Raw genomic sequence first — 23,423 nt, 5'->3', positions numbered from 1 at the left:
AACCTCACCTCTGCACTTCGCACTATCTCGACAAGCAACGACGGTGGGGTTCGGCTCAGATGCCGCCGAACCCGACTATTCCCGGAACTTCCGAGGGCTTTATGCGATGAAGCATGACTTTGTTGTTCTCGTTGCCGCCGACGGTCGTCAGAGTGCCGGCGTCATTGACCAGAACGACGTTGACGTGTTGACCGAATGGGCTCGAGTCGCCGTACAGGATCGTGTCGCCGACTTTGGGTTGGTAGTCCTGACCGTAGGGGACAAACGCGTCGACCGACTCGTAATACTCCTGCAGCGTGTACACCCCGGGGATGCGCCACGAGCCTGAGTTGGGGTTCGAGAACGGCGTGCCGATCTGGTTCATCGACCAGCTCACGAAATCGGCACACCACGATTCCTCGACACCTTCGGCGTACTTGGTGCCGGGGCTCCCTGACTCCCATTCCTGTTCGAGGACGGTGAGCAGCGCACTTTGCTGAGCGGTCAGTGCGCTGTGGTCGACAGCCGGGAACGAATCCAGGTTCTCGCCGGCAAGGGCGTCGTCGCTGCGGGCGAACCACCAGAAAATGCCGGCGGCTGCTACAACCACTACAACGCCGAATACGCCCAGAACGGTGAGAGTGCGTCTGGACGTATTCGGTGCGTGCGACATCACGCCACGATAGTCAAATTACTCGAGCGGGGGCGCTGAGCGGTCGATCGTCGTCGCGAGGGGCTTCTCCTTGACGAAGAGCAACAAGACGACCGCCGCGATGACCAGCGGTACGAGATAGAGGAAGATCGGCGCAAGCGCATCGTTGTATGCGCCGACGATGATCTCGCGAACCTGGCTCGGCAACTTCCAGAGAATTCCAGGCGTCAAAGAGTTCTCGTCCCCACCCGCTGCGCCTCCGTTTGCCGGTAGTCGTTCGGACAGCAGATTGGTCAGGCGCGAGGCGAACAGGCTGCCCACGATAGCGCTGCCCAACGAAGCGCCGATCTGACGGAAGAAGTTGTTCGACGCGGTGGCCGTTCCCACTTCGGCCGCAGGGAAAGTGTTCTGCACGATCAGGATCAAGATCTGCATGACGAGGCCGAGGCCGATGCCCATGAGGGCGATGTAACAACCGAAGACCAGCAGCGAGGTCGACGGCGTCAGACGTGAGAGCAGGACCAGAGCAAGGGCGACGATGGATGTTCCGACGATGGGGAAGATCTTGTAGCGACCGGTTTTGCTTACCAGCTGACCGGATCCGATGGAGGCGACGAGTAGGCCCGCCATCATCGGAATCATCATCAGTCCTGCTTCGGTGGCGTTCTTTCCGGTCACCATCTGGATGTAGGTCGGCAGGTAGGCGAGCGCACCGAACATCGCGATTCCGATGATCAGACCCGCGACGGTGGTCAACACGAAGTTTCGCTGAGCGAACAGGTGCATCGGAATTACTGGTTCGTCGGCACGCTTCTCGACGAAGACGAACGCCACGGCGGTCACGATGCAGCCGACGATCAACCCGATGATGACTCCGGAACCCCAGGCGTAAGTGTTTCCGCCCCAGGTGGTGAACAGGATCAGGCACGTCGCTGCCGTCGCGACCAGGATCATTCCGAGGTAGTCGATGCGAGGCTTGCCGAGATTCGGTTTCCGCAAGTGAAGGAATGCCATCGCACTCGCGATGGCGAGAAGGCCGAGGGGGATGTTGATCCAGAAAGCCCAACGCCAACCGATGCCTTCGGTGAACCAGCCGCCGAGTAGGGGACCGGCAACCGAAGCCAGGGCGAACACACCGCCCATCGCGCCCATGTACCGGCCGCGTTGCCGGGCTGGAACGACGTCGGCGATGATCGCCTGGGACAGCAAGATCAACCCGCCGCCGCCGAGTCCTTGAACAGCGCGCCCCGCGATGAGTGTGGTCATGTCGTGGGACAGACCGCCGATCACAGAACCGACGATGAAAATGCTGATGGCGCCGATGAATAGGCCCTTGCGGCCGATCAGATCACCGAGTTTCCCGTACACCGGCATCATGACGGTCGAGGCGAGGATGTACGCCGTCGTCACCCAGACCATGTGGTTGACGCCGTTCAATTCGCCGACGATGGTGGGCAAGGCGGTGCTGAAGATCATCTGATCGAGCGATGCCAGAAGCATGGTGATCATCAACCCGACAAAAACGAGGATGATCGACCGCTTGTCTGGCGTGGATTCGGTGTCGGTGCGCGTGTCGTCTGGGCCGACGGTCGCAGCTTCTCGAGTGGACATGGAATTCCTTAGTTGAGTGACAGCTGGTGAAATCAGTTCGCGGAGCGGAGAATTCGAGCCATCAGAAGTAGTGCAGGATCGAGCAGTTCGGTTCTGGGGCTTGCCCGTTCGCTGTTCTGCCACTTTCGGAAGACGTAACGCATCGCTGCGCCCGCTGTGATGACCGTTGCGGTGGCCTCGTCTTCCGCGGCGGTGTCTGCCGGAAGCTGTCGATACTCGGGGCGACCGCGCAACTCACGCGTCAAGAGCCTGGTGAGTGTGTCCTCCAGATCGTGAAACGTGGCCAGGTGCTGCTGCAAGAGTGTGGGATGCCGTTCGAACAATTCGCGGCGGTACGCCAGCAGGTCGGGCCGCTCGTCGACGATCTGCATCGCCTCTTCGAAGACCGCCAGAGCCCCTCGGAGAGGGTCATCGGGGTGCTCGTTGATCAGCGTGATCATGGTCGTCTCATTCGGTACGACGAGCATAAGTCCACCGATGGCTGCGTCCTTGGTGGGGAAGTAGTTGAAGAACGTGCGGGTCGACAGATTGCAGGCTTCGCAGATCTTCTCGACGGTCACTTCGTCGTATCCGAGGTCGAGGACGAGTTCGACCGCGGTGTGCTCGATCAGCTGCCTTGTAGCGATTCGCTTTCGTTCGCGCAATCCGAGTGTTTCGGTTCCCATTTCATCCATAATTGCACAGAGTGCAAAGTTTCATCGAATGCAATTGCTGTCCCAAGAATGACCTATGAAGTGCAAAAATGGGGATCCGACACCCGCTGGATAGGATGATCCACGTGGAAGACACCTTGCCTCCTTGTCCTGAATGCGCCGGCGAATACACCTACGAAATGGGTGCCTTGATGGTGTGTCCGTCCTGTGCACACGAGTGGGCGCCAGCCGAGGGCGCAGGGGATGCTCTGGGAGTGGTGAAAGATTCGGTAGGAAACGTCCTTGCGGACGGAGACACTGTGACGGTCGTCAAGACGCTCAAGGTGAAGGGCAGTCCGACCGGTATCAAGTCGGGCACGAAAGTGCGCAACATCCGCCTTGTTCAGGGCGTTGGGGACCACGACATCGACTGCAAGGTCGACGGCATCGGGCCGATGCAATTGAAGTCGAGCGTCGTCAAGAAGGTCTGACCGGATAGCAATAGAAGTCGGCTCGAGATCCTGTTCAGTTTCGACGGTTCGACAGCCACAATCGAGGAGATTCTCGACCTCTCGAACGAATGGACCGAACTGTGTCGCACTCGATCTGCCTTGACCCTGCTCCCGATAGCACCGCACTCGATACAGACGAGCAGTGGAGCCTCATCGTCGATGTGCTGACGCGCAGGGGATTCCTCGGCGCCGGGCTCGGTGTCGCGGCCGCGACCTTGCTGGCAGCGTGCAGCAGTGACGAGAACGGCGTGGAGTCAGGCAGTCTCGTCACGGTGCAGGACGAGACGGGCAGTGTCGAGATTCCTTCGGATCCGCAGCGAATGGTCATCGCCCATGTCAGCGCCATGGCGACGGTGCTCGACCTCGGTGTGCCGCCGGAGAAGATCGTCGGCGGCTTCTTCGGTCTCGAGGGTGTGAGCGGTGACGCGGTGTTGCGCACGATGCCGGAGGCTGCCAACATCGCGAACCTCGGCACGGCGGGAACGTGGAACAAGGAAGCTGTCATCGGCGCATCGCCCGACCTGATCGTCATGCTTCTGACGGCCGGAAATGCTTACGCAGCAAAGTCTTACGACGAACTCTCGGCGACCGGAGTGCCGGTGTTCGCCGGCTTCAACGGGTTCCTCACGTGGGACGAGATGAAGAAGTTGGTCACCTCGATGGGCGTCGCGGTCCGGCGCGAAGACGCGGCGGCCGAATTGAACGCGCGAACGGAAGACCGACTCCTGGCAATCAAGGATCGACTCTCCGCCCTCGGCTCGCTACCGTCGGTGACGCTGCTGCGTACCGGTGAGAACGGTGTCGTCTACAACCAGGTCGACGCACTTCTCGACGCCCTCGAGTTCCCCGGCGATCGAGCCACGTCGGAGGAGTTCACGCGCACACTGACCGCGGAGCAACTCGATCAGGTCACCAGCGATGTGATCATCGTGGGCGCCTTCCAGGATCAGCAGGACGTCCGCGCACAGTTGGCGACGAACCCGCTCTGGGAGCGCCTTCCCGCTGTCCGCTCGGGAAACGTCCATTACGTCGACGACAGCCTGTGGGGCTCGGGCTATTCCCCTCGCGCCACCGAGCTGCGGCTCGACGACATCGAGCGGATCTTCAGCTGACTCCGTCGTGTCACCTCGACTTATCGGTGCATTACCTCGAGAATCATGACCATGGACAAAATCAGGTTCTTCGAGCTTGTCACCGAATGGTTCGAAGTGCTCGGTGTTGTCGCCATGGTTCTCGGGTTCGTGTTCGCATTCGTGATCGCGGGGCGGGCGTGGAGTCGAACACGCGACGGTAGTTCGGCGTTTCGCACGCTGCGCGAGACCATGGGCGCGGTCATCCTTCTCGGACTCGAGATCCTCGTCGCCGCTGATCTGGTGAAGACTGTGACGTCTTCTCCGTCACTGACCGACGCCGCAGTTCTGGGCATGATCGTGCTGATTCGAACTGTGCTGAGCCTGTCGATTCAGATCGAGATCGACGGGGTACTTCCGTGGCGCAAGGCGTTGGTGTCCAGTCCGGAACTCCTGGTACGCGCGGCGCGCGGATCAGGAGGCCGAGCGATGCCCGACGCGTCGAGTTCGTAGCGATAGCCGTTGCGAGTGAAAGGTCGGGCAGATGACAGCAGTGCGCACCGAACATCTCTCTGTCGACGAGCGGCGGGCGCGCGGCCGCCAAGCGCGTAGAGACACCCCGCTGGCAGCGCTCGCGGATCTCGCGGACAGCGATCGCGACCCGATTTCGCTGCTGGAAGTACAGGCGAAATCCCGGGTGCAGGACCTGGTACCCATTCGCTACGGGCGGATGTCGGCGTCACGGTTCTCGTTCTTCCGTGGTGCCGCATTGGTGATGGCGGACGACTTGTCTCGCAGCGCGGATTCGGGCCTCGGCAGTCAACTTTGCGGTGACGCACATCTGAGCAATTTCGGCATCTATGCGACGCCGGAGCGGAAGTTGGCGTTCGACATCAATGATTTCGACGAGACATACCCGGGCCCGTTCGAGTGGGATGTCAAGCGGCTGGCCGCGAGTTTGGTGATCGCCGCGAAGGACAACGGGTTTTCGGGCAAGGAGCGAAAGAAGATCGTTCGCGGATGCGCGGCCGAGTACCGGGAAACCATGATCACCCAGGCAGGGTTGGGTAATCTTGCGGTCTGGTACTCGCACATCGCACCCGAGGACGGGCTCGAGGATCTCCAAATCGACCTGAAGAAGCGAATGGTCGCGCGCACGCAAGCGACGCTCGACAAGGCTCGCCGCCGCGACAGTGTGCAGGCCGCCGGCAAGTTCACCGAAATCGTCGACGGCCGTCGGCGATTCATCAGTGATCCGCCGTTGATCGTTCCGGCAGACGAGTTGTTCGCGGGCACCGATCTCACGCAGATCGAGGACTTGTTGCGTCAGCGTGTCCGGTCGTACCGCAACACTCTGCAATGGGATCGGCGCGTTCTCCTCGACGCCTTCGAGATGACGCACATCGCCCGGAAGGTGGTGGGCGTCGGAAGCGTCGGAACCCGCGCGTGGATGATCCTGATGAAGGGCGTCGACGATGGCGACCCGCTGATTTTGCAGGTCAAGGAGGCGCAGCCTTCGGTGCTGTCCGGCTACGTCGACGGTCCGACCTTCAAGAACGAAGGTGAGCGCGTCGTCAACGGGCAGCGTTTGATGCAGGCTACGAGCGACATCTTCCTCGGCTGGGAACGCGGGCCGGGACTGGACGAGGGTGAGCACGATTTCTACATTCGTCAACTGCGTGACGGTAAGGGATCGGCAGTCATCGAGGAGATGGTTCCGGAGGGTCTGGAACTCTACGGGCGCTTGTGCGCGAGGGTCCTCGCCTATGCGCACGCTCGCTCCTCCGACCGGATTGCGATCGCCGAATACCTTGGTGAGGGAACCGAATTCGATTTCGCGATCGGAGAGTTCGCGGCTGCCTACGCCAAGCGCAACGCACGCGATCACTCCGCTCTGCTGACCGCGATCGACGACGGTCGCGTGTCAGCAGAGCGGGGAGTGTGACGGCTCAGGCGAACACGCCGGAGAGCCAGGCCTGCCATGCCGCTGTCGCTGCGTCTCCGTCCGCATCCGCGGCGAAGAGGTGATGGGCTGCATCGACGTTGCCGCCGAAGGCATTTCGGCCGTAGAACCGCAGCAATGCGTTCTCGGTGCGCAGGCCGACGAACCAGTCGTCGATGTAGTCGATGATTGCTTCGACGGTTCCGATTCCGGGGACATCCACCGTCACCGTGTCTCCGGCGGTGGCGCCCGAGGCGATTCCGAGGGCGCCGCGAAGTGCTCCCATGGCCTCCGGTGCGGAAGAGGCTTCCGGCCCTTCGGCTGAGACGTAGGTGACGGGTCTGCCGGCGAAGTACTGAACGTACTGGCCGAGACTGTGCAGGTAGAAGTCTGTGTGCTTACTCGCGCCGTCGTACTGGTTGTCCCAGTCCTCGGCAAATACTCCGGCGTGGACGTAACGGACGACAGCGGTGCTCTCGTCGCGGGCCTCGACGACGTACTCGAGGTTGTTGAACCAGCCGTCGGGGCCCTGCATGTGGATGGCTAGTTCGCGGGGCGGTTCCCAGTCCGCGATGATCGGGCTGTCCGGGCGACTGCCGTCGGCGGGGATCTCGAGAGGGGACGGGAACATCCAGCCGGCCGTCTCTGCCGAGATCGCGGCCCAGATCTGTTCGGGAGTTCCGGGGACGACCACCTCGCGGCGGATTTCGAATTTCTCGGACATTGCTACTGCTCCGTTTCGGGTGTGGTGACGTGCGGTGTGGTGAGGCTGGGATGCAGGGCGACAACCAGGCGGTGTTTGCGTCCACCTTCGGAATTGCCGTCGTGGTACTTGGCCACGAGTGAGTTGATCGACTCGCCGAGTTCGCCGGCGAATGCGGCGCGGTCGGAAGCAGTGGCGAAGGTGATGTCACTGTCGATGGCAAAGGAGGCCAATGGTTTTCCGGCCGCAGTTGCTCCGGCGATCAGCTCACCGACCTCTCGAACGATCCGTGCCGCGAGAGTGACGAGCCAACGTGCCGAGAGTTGATCCGGAAACCGACTCGGATCCGGGGCGAGTGCGGACATCGCGGCGGGGGAGATGACGTACGACGCGGCGCTCGCCTGCATGATGCGCTCGGTCATGTTGCCGCGCTTGCGTTCCTCGACCAGCTCTACGAGTCCATGTTCTTCCAGAGTGCGCAGGTGGTAATTCACCTTCTGGCGTGTCAGTCCGATCCGGGGTGCCAGCGAGGATGCTGATCCCGGAACTGCCAGTTCAGCCAGAATCCGTTGCCGGATCGGATCGAGAGAGACCTCGGCAGCTGCGGGGCGGTCGATGACTGCGACTTCCAACATGAGAAAACCATCCCACCGACAACTTGATCTGTCAAGAAAAAAAAAGGTGTCGGCGGGATGGTTTCGTGGTTTCTCTACCGCTTCAGATCGGGCGGGTTGTTCAAATCCCTCGCCGAGTAGGTGTCGCACGAGGAGACCTGGCCCGTTTGGTACCCGGTGGCGAACCACGCCTGGCGTTGCGCGGAGGAACCATGTGTCCATCCTTCGGGGTTGACTCGACCCGTCGTCGACTTCTGGATACGGTCGTCGCCCACCGACGATGCTGCTGACAGAGCGTCGCGAATATCGTTCTTCGACAGTGGCTTCAAAAATGGCTGACCGGTTGCCTCGTCGGGAATCGTGTCGGCAAAATGAGCCCAGACGCCGGCATAGCAATCGGCCTGGAGTTCGGTGCGAACCGCGCCGGACTCCTCACCCTGCGGGTCGGCCTGCGCGCGGCCGATGTCGCCGAGCTGATTCTGGATGTGATGTCCGAACTCGTGAGCGACCACGTATTCCTGTGCGAGCGGTCCGGCACTGGAACCGAAACGGTCGACGAGCAATTGGAAGAAACTCGTGTCGAAGTACGCCGTCTGATCGGCCGGGCAGTAGAACGGACCGACATCACTCGACGCCTGGCCACACCCGGTGTTGACCGAACCGCTGAACAAGACAACTTCGGGGCGCACGTACGCCGTGCCGGTCTGCTTGACCAACTGCTGTTCCCAGACGTCGTCGAGGCTTCCGACGGTCAGTGTGACGCGGCAGTTCACATCGGCGTTTGCCTGAGCGCCGGTGCACTCGTCGACCGACGACAGTCCGGTCGACGAACTCGAAGTTTCGGTGGACGTGCCCAGTAGTGAGCCGGGGTCACCGCCGAACAACAGCGCCAGGATCAGAACGATGATGCCGCCCGCGCCACCGCCGATCGCGATTTTGCCGCCGCGGCCACCGCCGCCCCCGCCGCCTTGAACCTGAACGCGTCCCGCTTCGCCGCGGGCCCCCTCGTTGAAGGTCATCTATGTCCGCTTTCTGCTGTCGTGAACAAGTGCTTGCCGTCACTTCTGGAGATAGCTTCGCATGCGATGCGGGTCCGCGTTTCCGCTCTGCGCAGTTCGCTCCGTAGGATCGCAGGCAAAGTAGTCGGTCGTCGGTTATTGGAAGTAGTTCGAAAGGAATCCCGTGCTGCGCACACATCTCGCCGGTTCATTGCGACCCGAGCAGGCAGAGCAGACCGTAACGCTCACCGGTTGGGTAGCCAGGCGTCGTGATCACGGCGGAGTGATCTTCATCGATCTCCGTGATGCATCCGGAGTTGCGCAGGTAGTTTTCCGGGCAGGTGACGTGGCCGAGCAGGCGCACCGTCTGCGCGCGGAATACTGCGTTCGCGTAACCGGAACGGTCGAGGTTCGCCCCGAGGGCAACCAGAACTTCGAGATCCCCACGGGAGCAATCGAGGTCAACGCCACAGAACTCGAGGTTCTCAACGAGAGCGCACCGCTGCCGTTCCAGCTCGACGATCAGGTCGGCGAAGAAGCGCGCCTCAAGTACCGATACCTGGACCTGCGTCGTGAAGGTCCCGGCTCCGCAATTCGCTTGCGCTCCAAAGTGAGTGCTGCTGCGCGCGGCGTTCTCGCGCACCACGAGTTCGTCGAGGTCGAGACTCCGACGCTCACGCGCTCGACGCCCGAGGGTGCCCGCGATTTCCTCGTGCCGTCACGCCTGCAGCCCGGTAGCTTCTACGCACTGCCGCAGAGCCCGCAGCTGTTCAAGCAGCTCCTCATGGTCGGCGGCATCGAGCGCTACTACCAGATCGCGCGTTGCTACCGCGACGAGGATTTCCGCGCCGATCGCCAGCCGGAGTTCACCCAGCTCGACATCGAGATGGCCTTCGTCAACCAGGACGACATCATCCTGCTCGCCGAGGAAATTCTGACGGCGCTCTGGAAGCTCGTCGGCCACGAGATCAAGACGCCGATCGACCGCATGACCTACAACGAGGCAATGCGTCGTTACGGCAGCGACAAGCCGGACCTGCGTTTCGGTATCGAACTCGTCGAGTGCGCGGAGTTCTTCAAGGACACGACCTTCCGTGTGTTCCAGGCCGAGTACGTCGGCGCCGTCGTGATGCCCGGTGGTGCAAGCCAGCCGCGCAAGCAACTCGATGCCTGGCAGGAGTGGGCGAAGCAGCGCGGCTCCAAGGGCCTGGCGTACGTGTTGGTCGGTGAAGACGGCACTCTCGGTGGTCCGGTTGCCAAGAACCTGACCGACGCCGAGCGTGAGGGCCTTGCTGCACACGTCGGGGCTCAGCCGGGTGACTGTATCTTCTTCGGAGCGGGCGCGACCAAGTCGACGCGTGCTCTCCTCGGCGCGGCCCGTGGTGAGGTCGCACGCAAGAAGGACCTCATCGATCCTGACGCATGGGCCTTCGTGTGGATCGTCGACGCTCCGATGTTCGAGCCGACCGCAGACGCCACTGCATCCGGTGACGTCGCGCTCGGCCACTCCGCATGGACGGCGGTGCACCACGCCTTCACGTCGCCGAAGCCGGAGTTCTTCGACACATTCGACACCGATCCGGATTCCGCTCTCGCCTACGCCTACGACATCGTCTGCAACGGCAACGAGATCGGCGGCGGCAGTATTCGTATCCACCGCAAGGACATTCAGGAACGAGTGTTCAAGGTGATGGGCATCTCCGAGGAAGAGGCGCAGGAGCAGTTCGGCTTCCTCCTCGACGCCTTCGCCTTCGGTGCGCCGCCGCACGGCGGAATCGCATTCGGCTGGGACCGCATCACCGCGCTCCTCGCCGGTATGGATTCCATCCGTGAGGTCATCGCGTTCCCGAAGTCCGGCGGCGGCGTCGACCCGCTGACGGATGCTCCGGCACCGATCTCGGCTCAGCAGCGCAAGGAATCGGGTATCGACGCGAAGCCCGAGAAGAAGTCAGAGGACAAGAAGTCCGAAGGCGACACCGGCGAAGCCAAGTAGAGCCGACACCGGATCGCCATGCTGCATTTGCGGGTGATCTGCCCGACCGAGCGCACCGAGCAAGTTCTCGGTGCGCTCGCGTCGCAGCGGGGCGCGACACACATCGTCGTGATGCGCGATGTCGCGGTTCATCCTGCCGGAGACATGGTGGAGGCCGACGTCGCCCGTGAGGCGGCAAACGACGTCGTCGACGCCCTGAACGAACTCGGCGTGGCCGAGGACGGCGGAATGACGCTCGTACCGGTCGAGACTGTCTTGTCGGCGGCGGCCCGCAAAGCCGAACACGACGTGCCGGGTGATCCCGCGGACTCCGTCGTGTGGGAGGAATTACTGTCCCGCACGCGCGAAGAGTCGACTCTCAACGGCTTGTTCGTCGCGTTCCTGACGATCGCGTGTCTGCTGGCCGCGATCGGCGTCGTCACCGACTCTCAGATCACGATCGTGGGCGCCATGGTCGTCGGCCCGGAGTTCGGTCCGCTGGCTGCTTTGGCAGTCGCACTCGTACGGCGGGATCGACGGTTGCGCCGACGCTCGATTCTCGCCCTTGCCGTCGGATTCCCCATCGCGATGGGAGTGACCCTTGCCGCCACGTTCGTGGTGAAGTTCTTCGGGTGGATGGACGTCGTCAGTCTCGAATCACTCCACGAGGTCGATTTCGTCTACAAGGTCGGGCCCATTTCGTTTGTCGTCGCGCTTCTTGCCGGTGCGGCTGGGATGCTGGCACTCGTCTCGTCGAAGTCCGCTGCCTTGGTCGGGGTGTTCATCTCGGTCACTACCGTTCCTGCCGCCGGTTTCGCAGTGGTGGCAGCAGCAAACGGGGAGTGGCGGATCGCCGGGTTGTCGTCTCTGCAACTGGCTGTCAACCTGCTCGGGATCGTCATTGCCTGCGTGCTTGTTCTCTGGGTCAGAACGCGAGCCGACGAGGAGTTCGAAGCAGCGTTGAAGGGTATTTCCCGCTTTGTCGACGAGGACAAGACTCCGTGAATTCGCCGGTCCGGAGTTCTGCTCGTCGACAGCAATATTCTCGCGAGAATTGTAAAGCGGTGTGGCGATTAGGGACTTTTGTCATCACCGCAGGTAGACGGCAACTTCTGTCGCTGTGATTACCTGAATTCTCCGCTGTGAGCGGATGAGCCGGGCATGATCGGAGTCACTAACGGGTAAGTTGGTCGGTGATGACCGCATTACTGGCAGACCCCGTTTCCGAAGTCGTCGCAGCTGCTGAGCAGTTGCTGACACGCCGCACAGGGGCACCCGTAACCCTGGTGGATCCAGTCGATCTCGGGGGGAGTGGCCGCACCGTCGTGCTGCGCGTACGTGTCGCCGAGAACCCGTTCTCCCTGCCTCGGACGCTGGTGATCAAGCAGGTCCGCGACAACTTCCAGGGAGCTACCAAAACAGCGATTGCGCTCCCGGCCGCGTCCGAAGGCGACTTCGACGTCGAGACCGCTTTCCTTCGTGAAGCGGTGTCTTATCAGTTCGCCAACGCGCTTGCCAAGGACGCACGCCCCGGTGCCGAACTGTTGGCCTCCGACCTCGATGCTCGCCTCCTGATCCTGAGTGATCTCGGCGACGCCACCGCAATCAGCGTCCGGCTCGAAGACTCCGACCCGGACACCGTCACACACACGTTGATGGCCATGGCGCAGGCCATGGGCCGCATGCACGCCGCGACCGTCGGCCGTGAGGACGACTTCACCGCGCTTCTGCGTCGTGCCGAAGTTGCACATTGCTCGGACGAAGTGGCGGATCAGGTGGGCCGCGCAGTGGCCGGTGTTCCCGCGATGTTGGTGGAAAGTCTCGGCATCGATGTGAGTTCGGACATTCTCGAGCAGGTTCAGCACGCGCAGACACTGTTCAGCGGCGGTCGATTCCGTGCCTTCAGCCCGTCCGACCTGTGCCCGGACAACATCATCGTCAACGACGACGGCGTGCAGTTCCTCGACTACGAGTGGGGTGGCTACCGCGACGCGCTCCTCGACATCACCTATGCACTGGTGTCGTTCCCCGGTTGCCTGTGCAACATCGACCTGACCGAAGAGCGGGCGTCGGCGATGGTCGACGCCTGGCGCGCCGAGGTCGTGGGGATGTGGCCCGCCCTGGCCGACGAAGCCGAGTTGGGGCGCAGGATCGTCGAGGCCCAACTCATCTGGGTCTGGCTCAGCACCTATCTGTATCTGCCCGAGGATCATTCGCGTATCGCCGCCGTCCGCGAGCATTATCTCTCGATCCCGCGCGCCGACGCCTTGGTCGGCCGTTGGGCCAGGCTCGCACGTTCGGCGCAGCTCGCCGGCAACGACGCCGTCGAGGCACATGCCCGCGACGTCGTGGCGGCGCTGCGCACCGAGTTCAGTTGAGTCTCTGACCGAACACACGCAGAAGGGCGCCCGTGCACGCAGCACGGGCGCCCTTTCTCGGTCGAGTCCGCTCAGTTGTCGGAGACCAGATCGTTCTCGGACAGGTCTGTCGCCGCGAGCGCCGTCTCGAGATCAGGATGCCGGAACGTCGACGTGACCTGGTCGGCCACGACGCGGAAAGCCGAGGCCAGAGTCGCGGACTTGTCCGGTTCGGCCGCCCACGTTGCAGTCTGTTCGACGACGACCACGCCGTGGTGGACGTACATCTTGCCGGGGACGAGCGTGATGCCGGCGTTGGTGGCCCACTCGCGCAAGGCTGCGAGTCCCTGGCTCGCACCCTTGGGGCCGCCTACCTCGATGTCGTCACTCGACAACTGCAGCAGTGTGTCGATGTCTTGGGAGTTGAGTGCATCGTGCCACGCGAGGACGGTGGCGATCTCGGAGGTGCTCATGGCGACAACGCTATTACAGCGCCTCCGCCGAGGACGTTCGGGCTGGCTGGAACTGCGGGTTGTGTCCGGCGTCGGTGGTCTCTAGTAGCGTCGATTCGTGAGCGATTGGCAAGCGGAAGACAGTGTGGGGGCGAAAGACGGCGTGGTGGCGGAAGACGGCCTGTTCGAGGCAACTCCGGAGGAATCCGCGATCGTCGACGAACCAGATGTCGTGTCGGTAGCCGAGCGTGCCTTGTCCTCGGTGCCGCCCGGGGCTCCACTGGCTGTCCGCATGCGTCCGCTCACCCTCGGTGAGGTTGTCGGTCAACAGCACCTGCTCGGCCCTGGCGCTCCGCTGCGCAGAATGGTCGAGGGATCCGGTGCAGCATCGGTCCTTCTGTACGGACCTCCCGGCACCGGAAAGACCACTCTCGCCTCGTTGATCTCGGGCGCAACCGGCCGCCGGTTCGAGGCTCTGTCTGCTCTGTCCGCCGGCGTCAAGGAGGTTCGCGGTGTCATCGAACTTGCGCGCCGTCGTCTGCTGAACGGCGAACAGACCGTCTTGTTCATCGACGAGGTTCATCGTTTCTCCAAAACCCAGCAGGACGCCTTGCTCGCCGCGGTCGAGAACCGGATCGTGCTCTTGGTCGGCGCGACCACCGAGAATCCGTCGTTCTCCGTCGTCTCCGCGCTGTTGTCGCGCTCGTTGGTCTTACAACTGCAATCGCTCACCGCTGCGGATGTCCAGGAACTGCTCGAACGCGCCGTCGCCGACGAGCGCGGGTTCGGGGGAGCGATCACGATCGACGACGACGCGATGGAACACCTCGTTCGTCTGGCGGCCGGCGACGCACGCCGAGCCCTGACGGCACTCGAGGCCGCCGCCGGAGCCGCACTGGACACGGCAGGTGACGCGTCGGGCCCGGTGGTGCTCGACCTCGCGACCGTCGAAGCCAGTGTCGACAAGGCCGCGGTTCGGTACGACCGTGCCGGAGATCAGCACTACGACGTCATCAGCGCCTTCATCAAGAGCATTCGTGGATCAGACGTCGACGCCGCCCTGCACTACCTCGCACGGATGCTGACAGCGGGCGAAGACCCTCGTTTCATCGCGAGGCGGCTGGTGGTTCATGCCAGCGAGGACATCGGCATGGCCGATCCGACGGCACTGCAGACTGCCACCGCCGCGGCGCAAGCAGTGCAGCTCATCGGTATGCCGGAGGCTCGTCTGGCGCTGGCACAGGCCACCATTCATCTGGCGACGGCTCCCAAATCGGGTGCGGTCATCGCCGCTCTCGGTGCAGCCATGGCCGACGTGGCCGCCGGAAAATCCGGACTGGTACCGCCGCATCTGCGTGACGGGCACTACAAGGGTGCCGAGCAATTGGGCAACGCAGTCGGATACAAGTACCCGCACGACACACGTGATGGTGTTCTGCGGCAACAGTATCCACCGGACGATCTGGTGGGTGTCGACTATTACCAGCCCACCGCGCACGGCAACGAGCGAGAGATCGCCGATCGGGTGAGCAAACTCCGCCGAATAGTTCGTGGCTGACGCCTGCCAGGTTCCACCGGCCGACGCGTTAGTCTGGACACCCATAGCTCGACGCTCTTGAAGGTAAGGACCGGTTAGTGCAAACCCACGAGATCCGCAGGCGATTCCTCGACCACTTCGTCAAGGCCGGCCACACCGAGGTGCCCAGCGCCTCGCTGATTCTCGACGACCCGAACCTTCTGTTCGTCAACGCGGGCATGGTTCCGTTCGTGCCGTTCTTCCTCGGGCAGCAGACGCCGTCCTACTCACGGGCGACGTCCGTGCAGAAGTGTGTCCGCACCCTGGACATCGAAGAGGTCGGCATCACCACCCGCCACAACACCTTCTTCCAGATGGCGGGCAACTTCTCCTTCGGTGACTACTTCAAGAAGGAAGCCATCTCCCACGCCTGGCAGTTGCTGACAGGTTCGGTCGAGGACGGCGGATACGGCATCGATCCCACGCGCCTGTGGGCAACCGTCTATCTCGACGACGACGAAGCATTTTCGATCTGGCGCGACGAGGTCGGAGTGCCAGAAGAACGCATCCAGCGCCGCGGGATGAAGGACAACTACTGGTCCATGGGTATCCCCGGACCGTGTGGACCCTGCTCGGAGATCTTCTACGACCGCGGCGCCGAATACGGCGTCGAGGGTGGCCCCGAAGCCGACGAGGATCGCTACATCGAGATCTGGAACCTCGTGTTCATGCAGAACGAGCGCGGCGAGGGCACCAACAAGGGCGACTACCCGATCCTCGGACCGCTGCCGAAGAAGAACATCGACACCGGCATGGGCGTCGAGCGCGTCGCGTTCCTCCTGCAGGGCGTCGAAAACGTCTACGAGACAGACCTTCTCCGCCCCGTCATCGACAAGGCCGCCGAACTGACCGGCAGTGTGTACGGGACCGATCACACGTCTGACGTTCGTTTCCGCGTCATCGCCGACCACGCACGCACTGCAGCGATGTTGATCGCCGACGGTGTGAACCCCGGTAACTACGGCCGCGGATACGTCCTGCGCCGGTTGCTGCGTCGCATCGTGCGCTCGGCCAAACTGCTCGGCAGCGAGCAGCCCACCATGCGCGAGTTCATGATCGTCGTCCGCGACACGATGGCGCCGTCGTACCCGGTTCTGGAAACCGACTTCACGCGCATCGAGAACGTTGCCGTCGGTGAGGAGACCGCGTTCCTCAAGACGCTGGCGTCGGGATCGGCCCTGTTCGAGAATGCTGCCGAGACGGTCAAGTCGTCCGGAAAGTCGGTCATCGCCGGCGATCAGGCATTTGCACTGCACGACACCTACGGCTTCCCGATCGACCTCACGCTCGAAATGGCGTCCGAGGCCGGTCTCACAGTCGACGAAGACGGCTTCCGTACGCTGATGGCCGAGCAGCGCAAGCGCGCCAAGGACGATGCTCAAGCGCGTAAGCACGCGCATGCGGACCTGACGGTCTACAAGGAACTGCTCGATCGAGGCGCCACCGAGTTCACCGGTTTCGACGAGCTCGTCTCCGAGGCTCACGTCCTCGCGCTGATCGTCGACGGCGTCCGTGTGCCGGTGGCGAAGGCAGGCCAGGACGTCGAGGTCATCCTCGACCGAAGCCCGCTCTATGCAGAGTCCGGTGGACAGATCGCCGACATCGGTTCGCTCACCGCTCCGGGCCTCGAAGCCAAGGTCAACGACGTGCAGAAGATCGCCAAGAAGGTCTGGACGCACAAGGTGACGGTCAAGAAGGGCGAGATCACCGAGGGTGACGTCGTCCTCGCGCACGTCGATGCCGAGTGGCGCAAGGGCGCAACCCAGGGGCACTCCGGTACCCACATGGTGCATGCGGCGCTGCGTCAGGTGCTCGGCCCCAACGCGGTGCAGGCGGGCTCTCTCAACAAGCCGGGATACCTCCGCTTCGACTTCTCCTGGCAGGGCGCGCTGTCCGACTCCCAGAAGCAGGACATCGAGGCACTCACCAACGAAGCCGTGGCGTCGAACTACGCGGTCAACACCTTTGTCACCGATCTCGACAAGGCCAAGGCGATGGGTGCGATGGCACTCTTCGGTGAGAACTACGGCGACGAGGTTCGCGTCGTCGAAATCGGCGGTCCGTTCTCGATGGAACTGTGCGGCGGCACTCACGTCGGAAGCTCCGCTCAGATCGGTCAGGTCACGCTGCTCGGTGAGCAGTCGGTGGGCTCCGGAATCCGACGCGTCGAGGCGTACGTCGGTTTGGACTCTTACCGCTACCTCGCCAAGGAGCGTGCGCTGCTGGCCGGACTGTCCTCCTCGCTGAAGGTTCCTTCGGAAGAGGTGCCTGCCCGAGTCGAGGCTCTCGTCGAGCGTCTGAAGGTGGCCGAGAAGGAACTCGAACAGACCAAGGCCAAGGCTGTGCTGGCATCGGCGGGCGAGTACGTCGCCAAGGCCAAGCGCATCGGCAGCGTCCTCGTCATAGCCGAGCCTGCTCCCGCGGGCGTCGGCGGCAACGATCTGCGCAGCCTCGTCACGGACATCAAGGGTCGTCTCGGCTCCGAACCTGCCGTCGTAGCTCTCCTCGGTGACGTCGACGGCAAGGTCCCGTTCGTGGTCGCATCCAGCAAGGCAGCCCAGGGTCTCGGTGTGAAGGCCGGTGAGCTGGTTGCGTCCTTCGGTCCCAAGATCGGTGGCCGCGGCGGCGGAAAGCCCGACATGGCCCAGGGTTCGGGTTCGGACTCCGCAGGAATCCCGGCGGCGCTCGATGCGATCCGGGACAGAGTCGGAGAGCTGGCGGGCGGCAGCTGACGGTGGTGGCTACGCAGCAGGGTCCCGATCGCCCCGGCATCGACGACCCTGGTCGCGGGCGGCGTATCGCCATCGACGTCGGCAGCGTTCGCATCGGCGTCGCGTCCAGCGACCCCGACGGCATCCTCGCGACACCGGTGGAAACGGTTCCACGCTCGAAGGAGCGTGGGCCCGACGCGCCGGATATCCGGCGCATTATCGCCATCGTGTCCGAATACGAGGCCGTTGAGGTTATCGTCGGACTGCCACAGACGCTGCGCGGTGAGCAAGGTAAAGCCGCCGGTATCGCGACTGCATTCGCCAAACGACTGCAGCGGGCCGTCGAACCGATCCCGGTGAGACTGTCCGACGAACGACTGACGACCGTCACGGCTGCGCGCAACCTCCGCGAAAGTGGAGTCAAGGCACGCGGTCAGCGACCGATGATCGATCAGGCTGCGGCGGTGGAAATCCTGCAAGGCTGGCTGGACGAGCGGAGTAGAGCTGTGAAACCAGGGGAGTCGTCGAAGGACGCTGCACTGGAGGGCGATCTGTGAACGCGCGGTGGGATGAGGGCGGCGGAAGCCGGCCCACCAGTTCGTTCGACTTCGACAACGACGAGACCATGGTCATGCGTGCGCTGCCGCAGAACATCGATCCGCCGCACATGTCGCGAGCGGAGGCACGTAAGCAACGCGAAGCGCGCAACAAGCGCGCGAAGCGAGGTAAGAAGGTCGGTGTTCTCGCTCTCCTGGTGTTGGTGATCGCGGTTCTCGGCGTCGGTGCATACGGTGCCCTCTGGTACATGGATCGCAACAAGGCCGCGGAGGACTTCGCCGGCCCGGGCGGCGCTCCCGTGGTCATCCAGATCAACAGTGGAGAAACCGCATCGGAGATCGGTGCGACGCTGGAAGCGAAGAACGTCGTCGCGAGTTCCGCTGCTTTCTACAACGCCGCGATCGCCAACCCGTCGGAGATCCAGAAGGTGCAACCAGGCTTCTACCAGGTGCCGGTGCAGAGTAGCGCCGCGAGCGCACTCGACACCTTGGTTGCCCCGGACTCCCGAGTCGGCAGTGTTGTCATCGCCGAGGGTCGTCAGCTGCACGACAGTTCGGACGCGCAGACGGGCTCGCTCAAGAAGGGCATCTACAACCTCATTTCCGAGGCGAGTTGTGTCGGCCCGGTTTCCGCTCAGAAGTGCGTCTCGACGGACGAATTGAACACTGCGGGAGCGTCTTCCGATCTGGCTTCGCTCGGCGTGCCGGACTGGGCGATGTCGTCGGTCAAGAGCGTGCCGGACAAGGACCGTCAGCTCGAAGGCCTGATCGCCGCCAGCAGTTGGGATTTCGACCCCACTGCGACGCCGACCGAGATCCTGCGTTCGTTGGTCGAGGGCAGCGCCGCCAAGTACGAGGCCACCGGGATCCTGACAGCAGGCAGCGGAGTCGGAATGTCGCCGTACCAGTTGTTGGTGGCAGCGTCGCTGGTCGAGCGTGAGGCATTGCCTGGCGACATGGCCAAGGTCGCGCGGGTGATCGTCAACCGACTCGCAGTCGATCAACCTTTGCAGTTCGACTCCACGGTCAACTACTCACTCGACACCACCGAAGTTGCCACCACGGATGCCGACCGTGAGCGCGTCACCCCCTGGAACACGTACGCAATGCCCGGTCTGCCTGCGACGCCTATTGCTTCGCCGAGCATCGACGCGCTGAAGGCCGTGGAATCGCCGGCGGCCGGTGACTGGTTGTACTTCGTCACGATCAACAAGGAAGGCCAGACGCTCTTCACCAAGAGTTACGAGGAGCATCTGGCCAACATCGAACTGGCACAGCAAAGTGGGATTCTCGACAGTGGACGGTAGTACCGCGACTTCGCTCGCGACGCCGCGTAAGGCGGCAGTTCTCGGAAGCCCGATCGCTCACTCGAAGTCGCCGTTGCTGCACCTTGCTGCGTACGAGGCTTTGGGTCTGAGCGATTGGACCTACGAGCGGATCGAATGCACCGGCGAGCAGTTGCCTGCCCTCGTGGACTCACTCGGCCCCGAATGGGTCGGCCTCTCCGTGACGATGCCGGGCAAGATCGCAGCACTCGACTATGCCACCGAACGCACACCGCGAGCGGTGACCATCGGCTCGGCGAACACCCTGGTCCGCATCGACGGCGGTTGGCGTGCCGACTGCACGGACGTCGACGGAGTCAGCGGTGCGTTGATCGCCGGCGGCGTCGGCGATCTCAGCGGCACTTCGGCGGTAGTCGTCGGCGCGGGCGGCACCGCGCGGCCGGCATTGGTCGCGTTGGCCGACATGGGAGTTCGGACAGTCACCGTGGTCGCGCGTGATCCGGGGCGAGCATCCGGTGCCATCGAATGCGGCAGTGCTGTCGGGTTGGGCATTGATCTGGTCTCTTTCGACGACGCACGACTCGGTGGGATCTGCGCCGAATCCTCGGTTTTGGTCAGCACCGTTCCCGCAGAAGCGGCCGCGCCTTTCGCCCAGCAAATGGGGAAGGCTCGATTTGTCCTCGACGCGATCTACAACCCCTGGCCGACGCCACTCGCTTCGGCTGTCGAGGCGGCTGGTGGCACGGTGATCGGTGGCCTCGAGATGTTGCTCAATCAGGCTTTCGGACAGGTAGAGCAGTTCACGGGCAAGCCCGCTCCGCGAGAGGCGATGGCTGCCGCTATCGCCTAGCTCTGTTCACAGTGTCGAGGTAGTCCACAAGACGATTCGTGGTCTGCCGCTGGTGTACGCCAGACGCCAAGCTCGAAACCATGTGGACGTTCGTGGTCTTGGCAGGCGCTGGGGTAATCGGTGGTGTCGGTGCTCGGGCGATCGTCGACAGCTGGTTGCGACGACACGGTTATCGACCAGTAGTGGCTCTCTGTTGTGTGCCACAGTGTGCCGTCGCAACAGGCTGGGTTGTGGTCGGCGCTCTGAATACCTCGGTGGTGCAGTTGCTTTCCGGTCTCGCCGTGGTGTGGTGGTGCGTCGCGATCTCGACTGTCGACCTGGCCGTGCGCCGGCTGCCCAACAGTTTCACGTTGCCCGGCTACGCAGTCGTGATGTTCTACGCGACGGTGGCAGGCACGGTGTGGGCGGCCGCGGTGGGATCGGTGCTGCTCGCCGGAATCCATCTCCTGGCGCACGTGATGTCGCCTGGTTCCATGGGTGTCGGCGATGCGAAACTCTCTCTTCCACTCGGCGCTCTTACCGGATTGGCGGGTGCTGACGCCTGGCTGTGGTCGTTGGTGTCTGCGTCGGTGCTCACCGCAACCCTGGGGATCGTGCTCGAACTGCGGACGCTCGGACGTCGAAAGTGGGGACCGGTTGCCCACAATTCGCCCCTGCCGCACGGTCCTTCGATGTGCCTGGCAGCATGCGGTTCGATCACGTTTGCCTGGCTGACGTGACGAGTGCAACATCGGCGGAAAGTCTGGCGTCATTTACCGTTCAACGACGAACCGTGATCTGCAGGAAAGACGTAACCGTCGGTTTCATAAATGCGGGTATTGCAAGCGCGCAGTCCCAGTATTCGGCGAGTCGGACTTGCCGAATGTCCACATGCTGTCGTTCACTGAGCATTCGGAAATGGGACAAAACGAATCTCGTTTCGCACTCGATTATCGGGGGAACCTATGCGCACAAGGCTTTTCGTCGCTGCGGCAGCCTGTTTGGCTGCTGTGGCCGCAGGGACAGGCGTCGCCGGCGCCGCGCCTGCACCTTCGTCGGTGGCACTGGGCGGGGGCTCAGGAATCCTGCTGCCGGACGTGGATCACTCCAATCCCGACCAAGTTGCGGCGTGCACGTTGACCGCGGTCGGCTATGACAACGCCGGTTCGCTCGTGGCACTCACCGCCGGACATTGTGGAGTTGTCGGCGACCGGGTGTTCGCCGAATACCTGCCCGAAGCCGGCCCCATCGGCCGGTTCACCTACTCGAGTCCGGTCTCGGACATCGCCGTGATCGATCTCGACGACGCAAAGGTTGCCCCGCTGCGTACCGTCGGCGGCACGACGATCAACGGAATCGGCGCCCCGCCGGCACCGGGCACGATCGTGTGCAAGGAAGGCCGATCGACCGGCAACACGTGCGGTATCACCTGGGGTTACGACTCCGTCTACGGTGAGATCGTCGAGCACACCTGCTCGATTCCCGGTGACTCCGGTGGACCCCTTGTCGTCGGTGATCGCCTGGTCGGCTTGATCAGCAACGGTTTCGAACCGTACTGCTTCGAGCCGCTCCCGCCGCCGTTCCATGCTCCCGACAACTCGGCGGACATCAACATCGGTTTGGCTGACATCAATGCCAACGGTGGAGGATTCCGCCTGTTCTAGACCCGCAGGAACCTCTGAGATGGCCCACACGCATCGTGCGTGTGGGCCATCTGCGTTCACCCGGAGGGCCACTGTGACAACTGAGGTCTGCGACGTGGAAAGATGGTCGGCGTGCTGCGTTGGATAACTGCCGGAGAATCCCATGGTCCCGCCCTCGTTGCGATGCTCGAGGGCATGGTCGCGGGGGTCGAAGTGACCTCTGAGGCCATCTCGTCCGAACTTGCCCGTCGTCGACTCGGTTACGGCCGTGGCGCACGGATGAAGTTCGAGGCCGACAAGGTCACCATCATCGGCGGTGTCCGCCACGGATTTACGCTCGGTGGCCCCGTGGCCATCGAAATAGGCAACACCGAGTGGCCCAAGTGGGAAACCATCATGTCCGCCGACCCGGTCGACCCGGACCTGCTCGCCGATCAGGCACGCAATGCCCCGCTGACGCGCCCGCGTCCCGGCCACGCCGATTACAGCGGCATGCTCAAGTACGGCTTCAACGATGCGCGTCCCGTCCTCGAGCGTGCCAGCGCTCGCGAGACCGCAGCCCGAGTAGCCGCCGGAACCGTCGCGCGTTCGTTCCTGCGTCAGGTGTTCGGTGCCGAGGTCGTCTCACACGTCATCTCCATCGGCGCTTCCGAGCCGTACGTCGGTCCTGTGCCGGAGGGCAAGGATCTGGACGCGATCGACGCGAGCCCGGTCCGTGCCTTCGACAAGGCCGCCGAAGAGTCGATGATCGCCGAAATCGAATCGGCCAAGAAGGACGGCGACACCCTCGGTGGCGTCGTCGAGGTCGTCATCCACGGGTTGCCGGTCGGACTCGGCACCTTCGTCAGTGGCGCCGAGCGTCTCGATTCACGACTTGCCGCTGCCCTCATGGGAATTCAGGCCATCAAGGGCGTCGAGGTCGGTGACGGCTTCGAGACCGCGCGCCGTCGTGGCAGCGAGGCTCACGACGAGATCCGTCCGGGCCCCGACGGCATCGTGCGTTCCACGAACCGCGCAGGCGGTATCGAAGGTGGCATGACCAATGGTGAGGCTCTGCGAGTTCGCGCCGCGATGAAGCCGATCTCGACGGTTCCGCGCGCTCTGGCGACGGTCGACATGGAGAGCGGCGAGGAAGCGGTTGCCATCCACCAGCGCAGCGACGTGTGCGCGGTTCCGGCCGCCGGCGTCGTCGCCGAGTCGATGGTTGCGCTTGTCGTGGCTCAGGCTGCACTCGAAAAGTTCGGTGGTGATTCCATTGCTGAAACCACTGCCAACTACCGTCGTTACGCCGAGGGCATCGCAGCCCGGCCGCCTCGATAGGACTCAC

Annotated in this window: 22 protein-coding genes; 15 read left to right on the top strand and 7 right to left on the bottom strand. The window is 63.2% G+C overall.

From position 1 onward, the window contains the following. Positions 1–55: 55 nt before the first annotated feature. Genes DBV08_RS20535 through DBV08_RS20525 form a run of 3 tightly spaced genes read right to left on the bottom strand, consistent with a single transcriptional unit; the run spans position 56 to position 2,907 of the window. Positions 56–655, bottom strand: coding sequence for a CHAP domain-containing protein (locus DBV08_RS20535; RefSeq protein ID WP_124568655.1), 600 nt, complete (start codon positions 653–655; stop codon positions 56–58). Positions 656–670: 15 nt separating this feature from the next. Further along, the gene (locus DBV08_RS20530) at positions 671–2,242 is read right to left on the bottom strand and encodes an MDR family MFS transporter (protein WP_095970230.1); all 1,572 of its coding nucleotides are present in this window, start codon (positions 2,240–2,242) and stop codon (positions 671–673) included. Positions 2,243–2,274: 32 nt separating this feature from the next. After that, positions 2,275–2,907, bottom strand: a complete 633-nt coding sequence (locus tag DBV08_RS20525; RefSeq protein ID WP_124568654.1) for a TetR/AcrR family transcriptional regulator — start codon at positions 2,905–2,907, stop codon at positions 2,275–2,277. A 104-nt stretch (positions 2,908–3,011) separates the two neighbouring features. Here DBV08_RS20525 and DBV08_RS20520 point away from each other — a divergent pair, with 104 nt between their 5' ends. The 4 genes from DBV08_RS20520 to DBV08_RS20505 all read left to right on the top strand — a co-directional run bounded on the left by DBV08_RS20520 (position 3,012) and on the right by DBV08_RS20505 (position 6,401). Continuing rightward, a complete protein-coding gene (locus DBV08_RS20520) occupies positions 3,012–3,365 on the top strand; it encodes a zinc ribbon domain-containing protein YjdM (protein ID WP_185564776.1) in 354 nt (117 codons plus the stop codon). A gap of 101 nt (positions 3,366–3,466) precedes the next feature. After that, positions 3,467–4,498 carry an ABC transporter substrate-binding protein gene (locus tag DBV08_RS20515; protein ID WP_260395668.1) on the top strand — a complete coding sequence of 344 codons (1,032 nt, stop codon included), beginning with the start codon at positions 3,467–3,469 and terminating at the stop codon, positions 4,496–4,498. A gap of 51 nt (positions 4,499–4,549) precedes the next feature. Then, positions 4,550–4,969 carry a DUF1622 domain-containing protein gene (locus DBV08_RS20510; RefSeq protein ID WP_095970274.1) on the top strand — a complete coding sequence of 140 codons (420 nt, stop codon included), beginning with the start codon at positions 4,550–4,552 and terminating at the stop codon, positions 4,967–4,969. A gap of 31 nt (positions 4,970–5,000) precedes the next feature. Next, positions 5,001–6,401, top strand: coding sequence for a DUF2252 domain-containing protein (locus DBV08_RS20505; RefSeq protein ID WP_124568651.1), 1,401 nt, complete (start codon positions 5,001–5,003; stop codon positions 6,399–6,401). Positions 6,402–6,405: 4 nt separating this feature from the next. Here the strand turns inward: DBV08_RS20505 and DBV08_RS20500 are convergent, their stop codons facing one another. The 3 genes from DBV08_RS20500 to DBV08_RS20490 all read right to left on the bottom strand — a co-directional run bounded on the left by DBV08_RS20500 (position 6,406) and on the right by DBV08_RS20490 (position 8,734). After that, entirely contained in the window at positions 6,406–7,122 is a 717-nt protein-coding gene (locus tag DBV08_RS20500; protein ID WP_095970226.1) for an ATPase, read from the bottom strand. A 2-nt stretch (positions 7,123–7,124) separates the two neighbouring features. Continuing rightward, positions 7,125–7,736, bottom strand: a complete 612-nt coding sequence (locus tag DBV08_RS20495) for a helix-turn-helix domain-containing protein (protein ID WP_124568650.1) — start codon at positions 7,734–7,736, stop codon at positions 7,125–7,127. 74 nt (positions 7,737–7,810) lie between these two features. Next, on the bottom strand, positions 7,811–8,734 hold the full coding sequence (locus DBV08_RS20490) for a neutral zinc metallopeptidase (RefSeq protein WP_095970224.1): 924 nt from the start codon (positions 8,732–8,734) through the stop codon (positions 7,811–7,813). 163 nt (positions 8,735–8,897) lie between these two features. Here DBV08_RS20490 and aspS point away from each other — a divergent pair, with 163 nt between their 5' ends. The 3 genes from aspS to DBV08_RS20475 all read left to right on the top strand — a co-directional run bounded on the left by aspS (position 8,898) and on the right by DBV08_RS20475 (position 13,063). Next, positions 8,898–10,706, top strand: coding sequence for an aspartate--tRNA ligase (gene aspS / locus DBV08_RS20485; protein ID WP_124568649.1), 1,809 nt, complete (start codon positions 8,898–8,900; stop codon positions 10,704–10,706). 18 nt (positions 10,707–10,724) lie between these two features. Beyond that, on the top strand, positions 10,725–11,690 hold the full coding sequence (locus tag DBV08_RS20480) for a DUF389 domain-containing protein (RefSeq protein WP_124568648.1): 966 nt from the start codon (positions 10,725–10,727) through the stop codon (positions 11,688–11,690). Between the two features lie 191 nt (positions 11,691–11,881). Further along, entirely contained in the window at positions 11,882–13,063 is a 1,182-nt protein-coding gene (locus tag DBV08_RS20475) for a kinase (protein WP_037131744.1), read from the top strand. Positions 13,064–13,134: 71 nt separating this feature from the next. Here DBV08_RS20475 and DBV08_RS20470 read toward each other — a convergent pair whose 3' ends face one another. Next, positions 13,135–13,515 (bottom strand): nuclear transport factor 2 family protein, encoded by a 381-nt coding sequence (locus tag DBV08_RS20470; protein WP_095970221.1) that lies wholly within the window; start codon positions 13,513–13,515, stop codon positions 13,135–13,137. A 97-nt stretch (positions 13,516–13,612) separates the two neighbouring features. Between DBV08_RS20470 and DBV08_RS20465 the strand changes: the two genes are divergently transcribed. The 8 genes from DBV08_RS20465 to aroC all read left to right on the top strand — a co-directional run bounded on the left by DBV08_RS20465 (position 13,613) and on the right by aroC (position 23,416). Continuing rightward, on the top strand, positions 13,613–15,052 hold the full coding sequence (locus tag DBV08_RS20465; protein ID WP_378376475.1) for a replication-associated recombination protein A: 1,440 nt from the start codon (positions 13,613–13,615) through the stop codon (positions 15,050–15,052). A gap of 77 nt (positions 15,053–15,129) precedes the next feature. Then, positions 15,130–17,802 (top strand): alanine--tRNA ligase, encoded by a 2,673-nt coding sequence (gene alaS, locus DBV08_RS20460; protein ID WP_124568647.1) that lies wholly within the window; start codon positions 15,130–15,132, stop codon positions 17,800–17,802. A gap of 2 nt (positions 17,803–17,804) precedes the next feature. Beyond that, positions 17,805–18,338, top strand: a complete 534-nt coding sequence (ruvX, locus tag DBV08_RS20455) for a Holliday junction resolvase RuvX (protein WP_003944838.1) — start codon at positions 17,805–17,807, stop codon at positions 18,336–18,338. Further along, the gene (gene mltG, locus DBV08_RS20450; RefSeq protein ID WP_124568646.1) at positions 18,335–19,645 is read left to right on the top strand and encodes an endolytic transglycosylase MltG; all 1,311 of its coding nucleotides are present in this window, start codon (positions 18,335–18,337) and stop codon (positions 19,643–19,645) included. Before ruvX ends, mltG begins: the two co-directional genes overlap by 4 nt. Then, positions 19,635–20,474 carry a shikimate dehydrogenase gene (locus tag DBV08_RS20445; RefSeq protein WP_124568645.1) on the top strand — a complete coding sequence of 280 codons (840 nt, stop codon included), beginning with the start codon at positions 19,635–19,637 and terminating at the stop codon, positions 20,472–20,474. The genes mltG and DBV08_RS20445 overlap by 11 nt, the downstream gene beginning before the upstream one ends. Before the next feature lie 80 nt (positions 20,475–20,554). Next, entirely contained in the window at positions 20,555–21,193 is a 639-nt protein-coding gene (locus DBV08_RS20440; protein WP_124568644.1) for an A24 family peptidase, read from the top strand. A 225-nt stretch (positions 21,194–21,418) separates the two neighbouring features. Further along, a complete protein-coding gene (locus tag DBV08_RS20435) occupies positions 21,419–22,117 on the top strand; it encodes a S1 family peptidase (protein ID WP_124568643.1) in 699 nt (232 codons plus the stop codon). A 111-nt stretch (positions 22,118–22,228) separates the two neighbouring features. Continuing rightward, entirely contained in the window at positions 22,229–23,416 is a 1,188-nt protein-coding gene (gene aroC / locus DBV08_RS20430) for a chorismate synthase (RefSeq protein WP_003944974.1), read from the top strand. The last annotated feature ends 7 nt before the right edge of the window (positions 23,417–23,423 follow it).

Origin of the sequence: Rhodococcus sp. KBW08 (genome assembly GCF_003852455.1) — a bacterium.
Lineage (GTDB): Bacteria > Actinomycetota > Actinomycetes > Mycobacteriales > Mycobacteriaceae > Rhodococcus_F > Rhodococcus_F baikonurensis.
The sequence above is the reverse complement of the archived record's forward strand: the minus strand, read 5'-3'. Positions and strand labels throughout refer to the sequence as shown.

What these genes read in the sequence shown, in the direction of transcription:
- DBV08_RS20530 (WP_095970230.1), bottom strand. Translation starts at nt 2,242, where the DNA reads ATGTCCACTCGAGAAGCTGCGACCGTCGGCCCAGACGACACGCGCACC.
- DBV08_RS20525 (WP_124568654.1), bottom strand. Translation starts at nt 2,907, where the DNA reads ATGGGAACCGAAACACTCGGATTGCGCGAACGAAAGCGAATCGCTACA.
- DBV08_RS20475 (WP_037131744.1), top strand. Translation starts at nt 11,882, where the DNA reads ATGACCGCATTACTGGCAGACCCCGTTTCCGAAGTCGTCGCAGCTGCT.
- DBV08_RS20505 (WP_124568651.1), top strand. Translation starts at nt 5,001, where the DNA reads ATGACAGCAGTGCGCACCGAACATCTCTCTGTCGACGAGCGGCGGGCG.
- DBV08_RS20440 (WP_124568644.1), top strand. Translation starts at nt 20,555, where the DNA reads ATGTGGACGTTCGTGGTCTTGGCAGGCGCTGGGGTAATCGGTGGTGTC.
- DBV08_RS20470 (WP_095970221.1), bottom strand. Translation starts at nt 13,515, where the DNA reads ATGAGCACCTCCGAGATCGCCACCGTCCTCGCGTGGCACGATGCACTC.
- DBV08_RS20495 (WP_124568650.1), bottom strand. Translation starts at nt 7,736, where the DNA reads ATGTTGGAAGTCGCAGTCATCGACCGCCCCGCAGCTGCCGAGGTCTCT.
- DBV08_RS20510 (WP_095970274.1), top strand. Translation starts at nt 4,550, where the DNA reads ATGGACAAAATCAGGTTCTTCGAGCTTGTCACCGAATGGTTCGAAGTG.
- DBV08_RS20500 (WP_095970226.1), bottom strand. Translation starts at nt 7,122, where the DNA reads ATGTCCGAGAAATTCGAAATCCGCCGCGAGGTGGTCGTCCCCGGAACT.
- DBV08_RS20480 (WP_124568648.1), top strand. Translation starts at nt 10,725, where the DNA reads ATGCTGCATTTGCGGGTGATCTGCCCGACCGAGCGCACCGAGCAAGTT.
- DBV08_RS20435 (WP_124568643.1), top strand. Translation starts at nt 21,419, where the DNA reads ATGCGCACAAGGCTTTTCGTCGCTGCGGCAGCCTGTTTGGCTGCTGTG.
- DBV08_RS20520 (WP_185564776.1), top strand. Translation starts at nt 3,012, where the DNA reads ATGATCCACGTGGAAGACACCTTGCCTCCTTGTCCTGAATGCGCCGGC.
- DBV08_RS20490 (WP_095970224.1), bottom strand. Translation starts at nt 8,734, where the DNA reads ATGACCTTCAACGAGGGGGCCCGCGGCGAAGCGGGACGCGTTCAGGTT.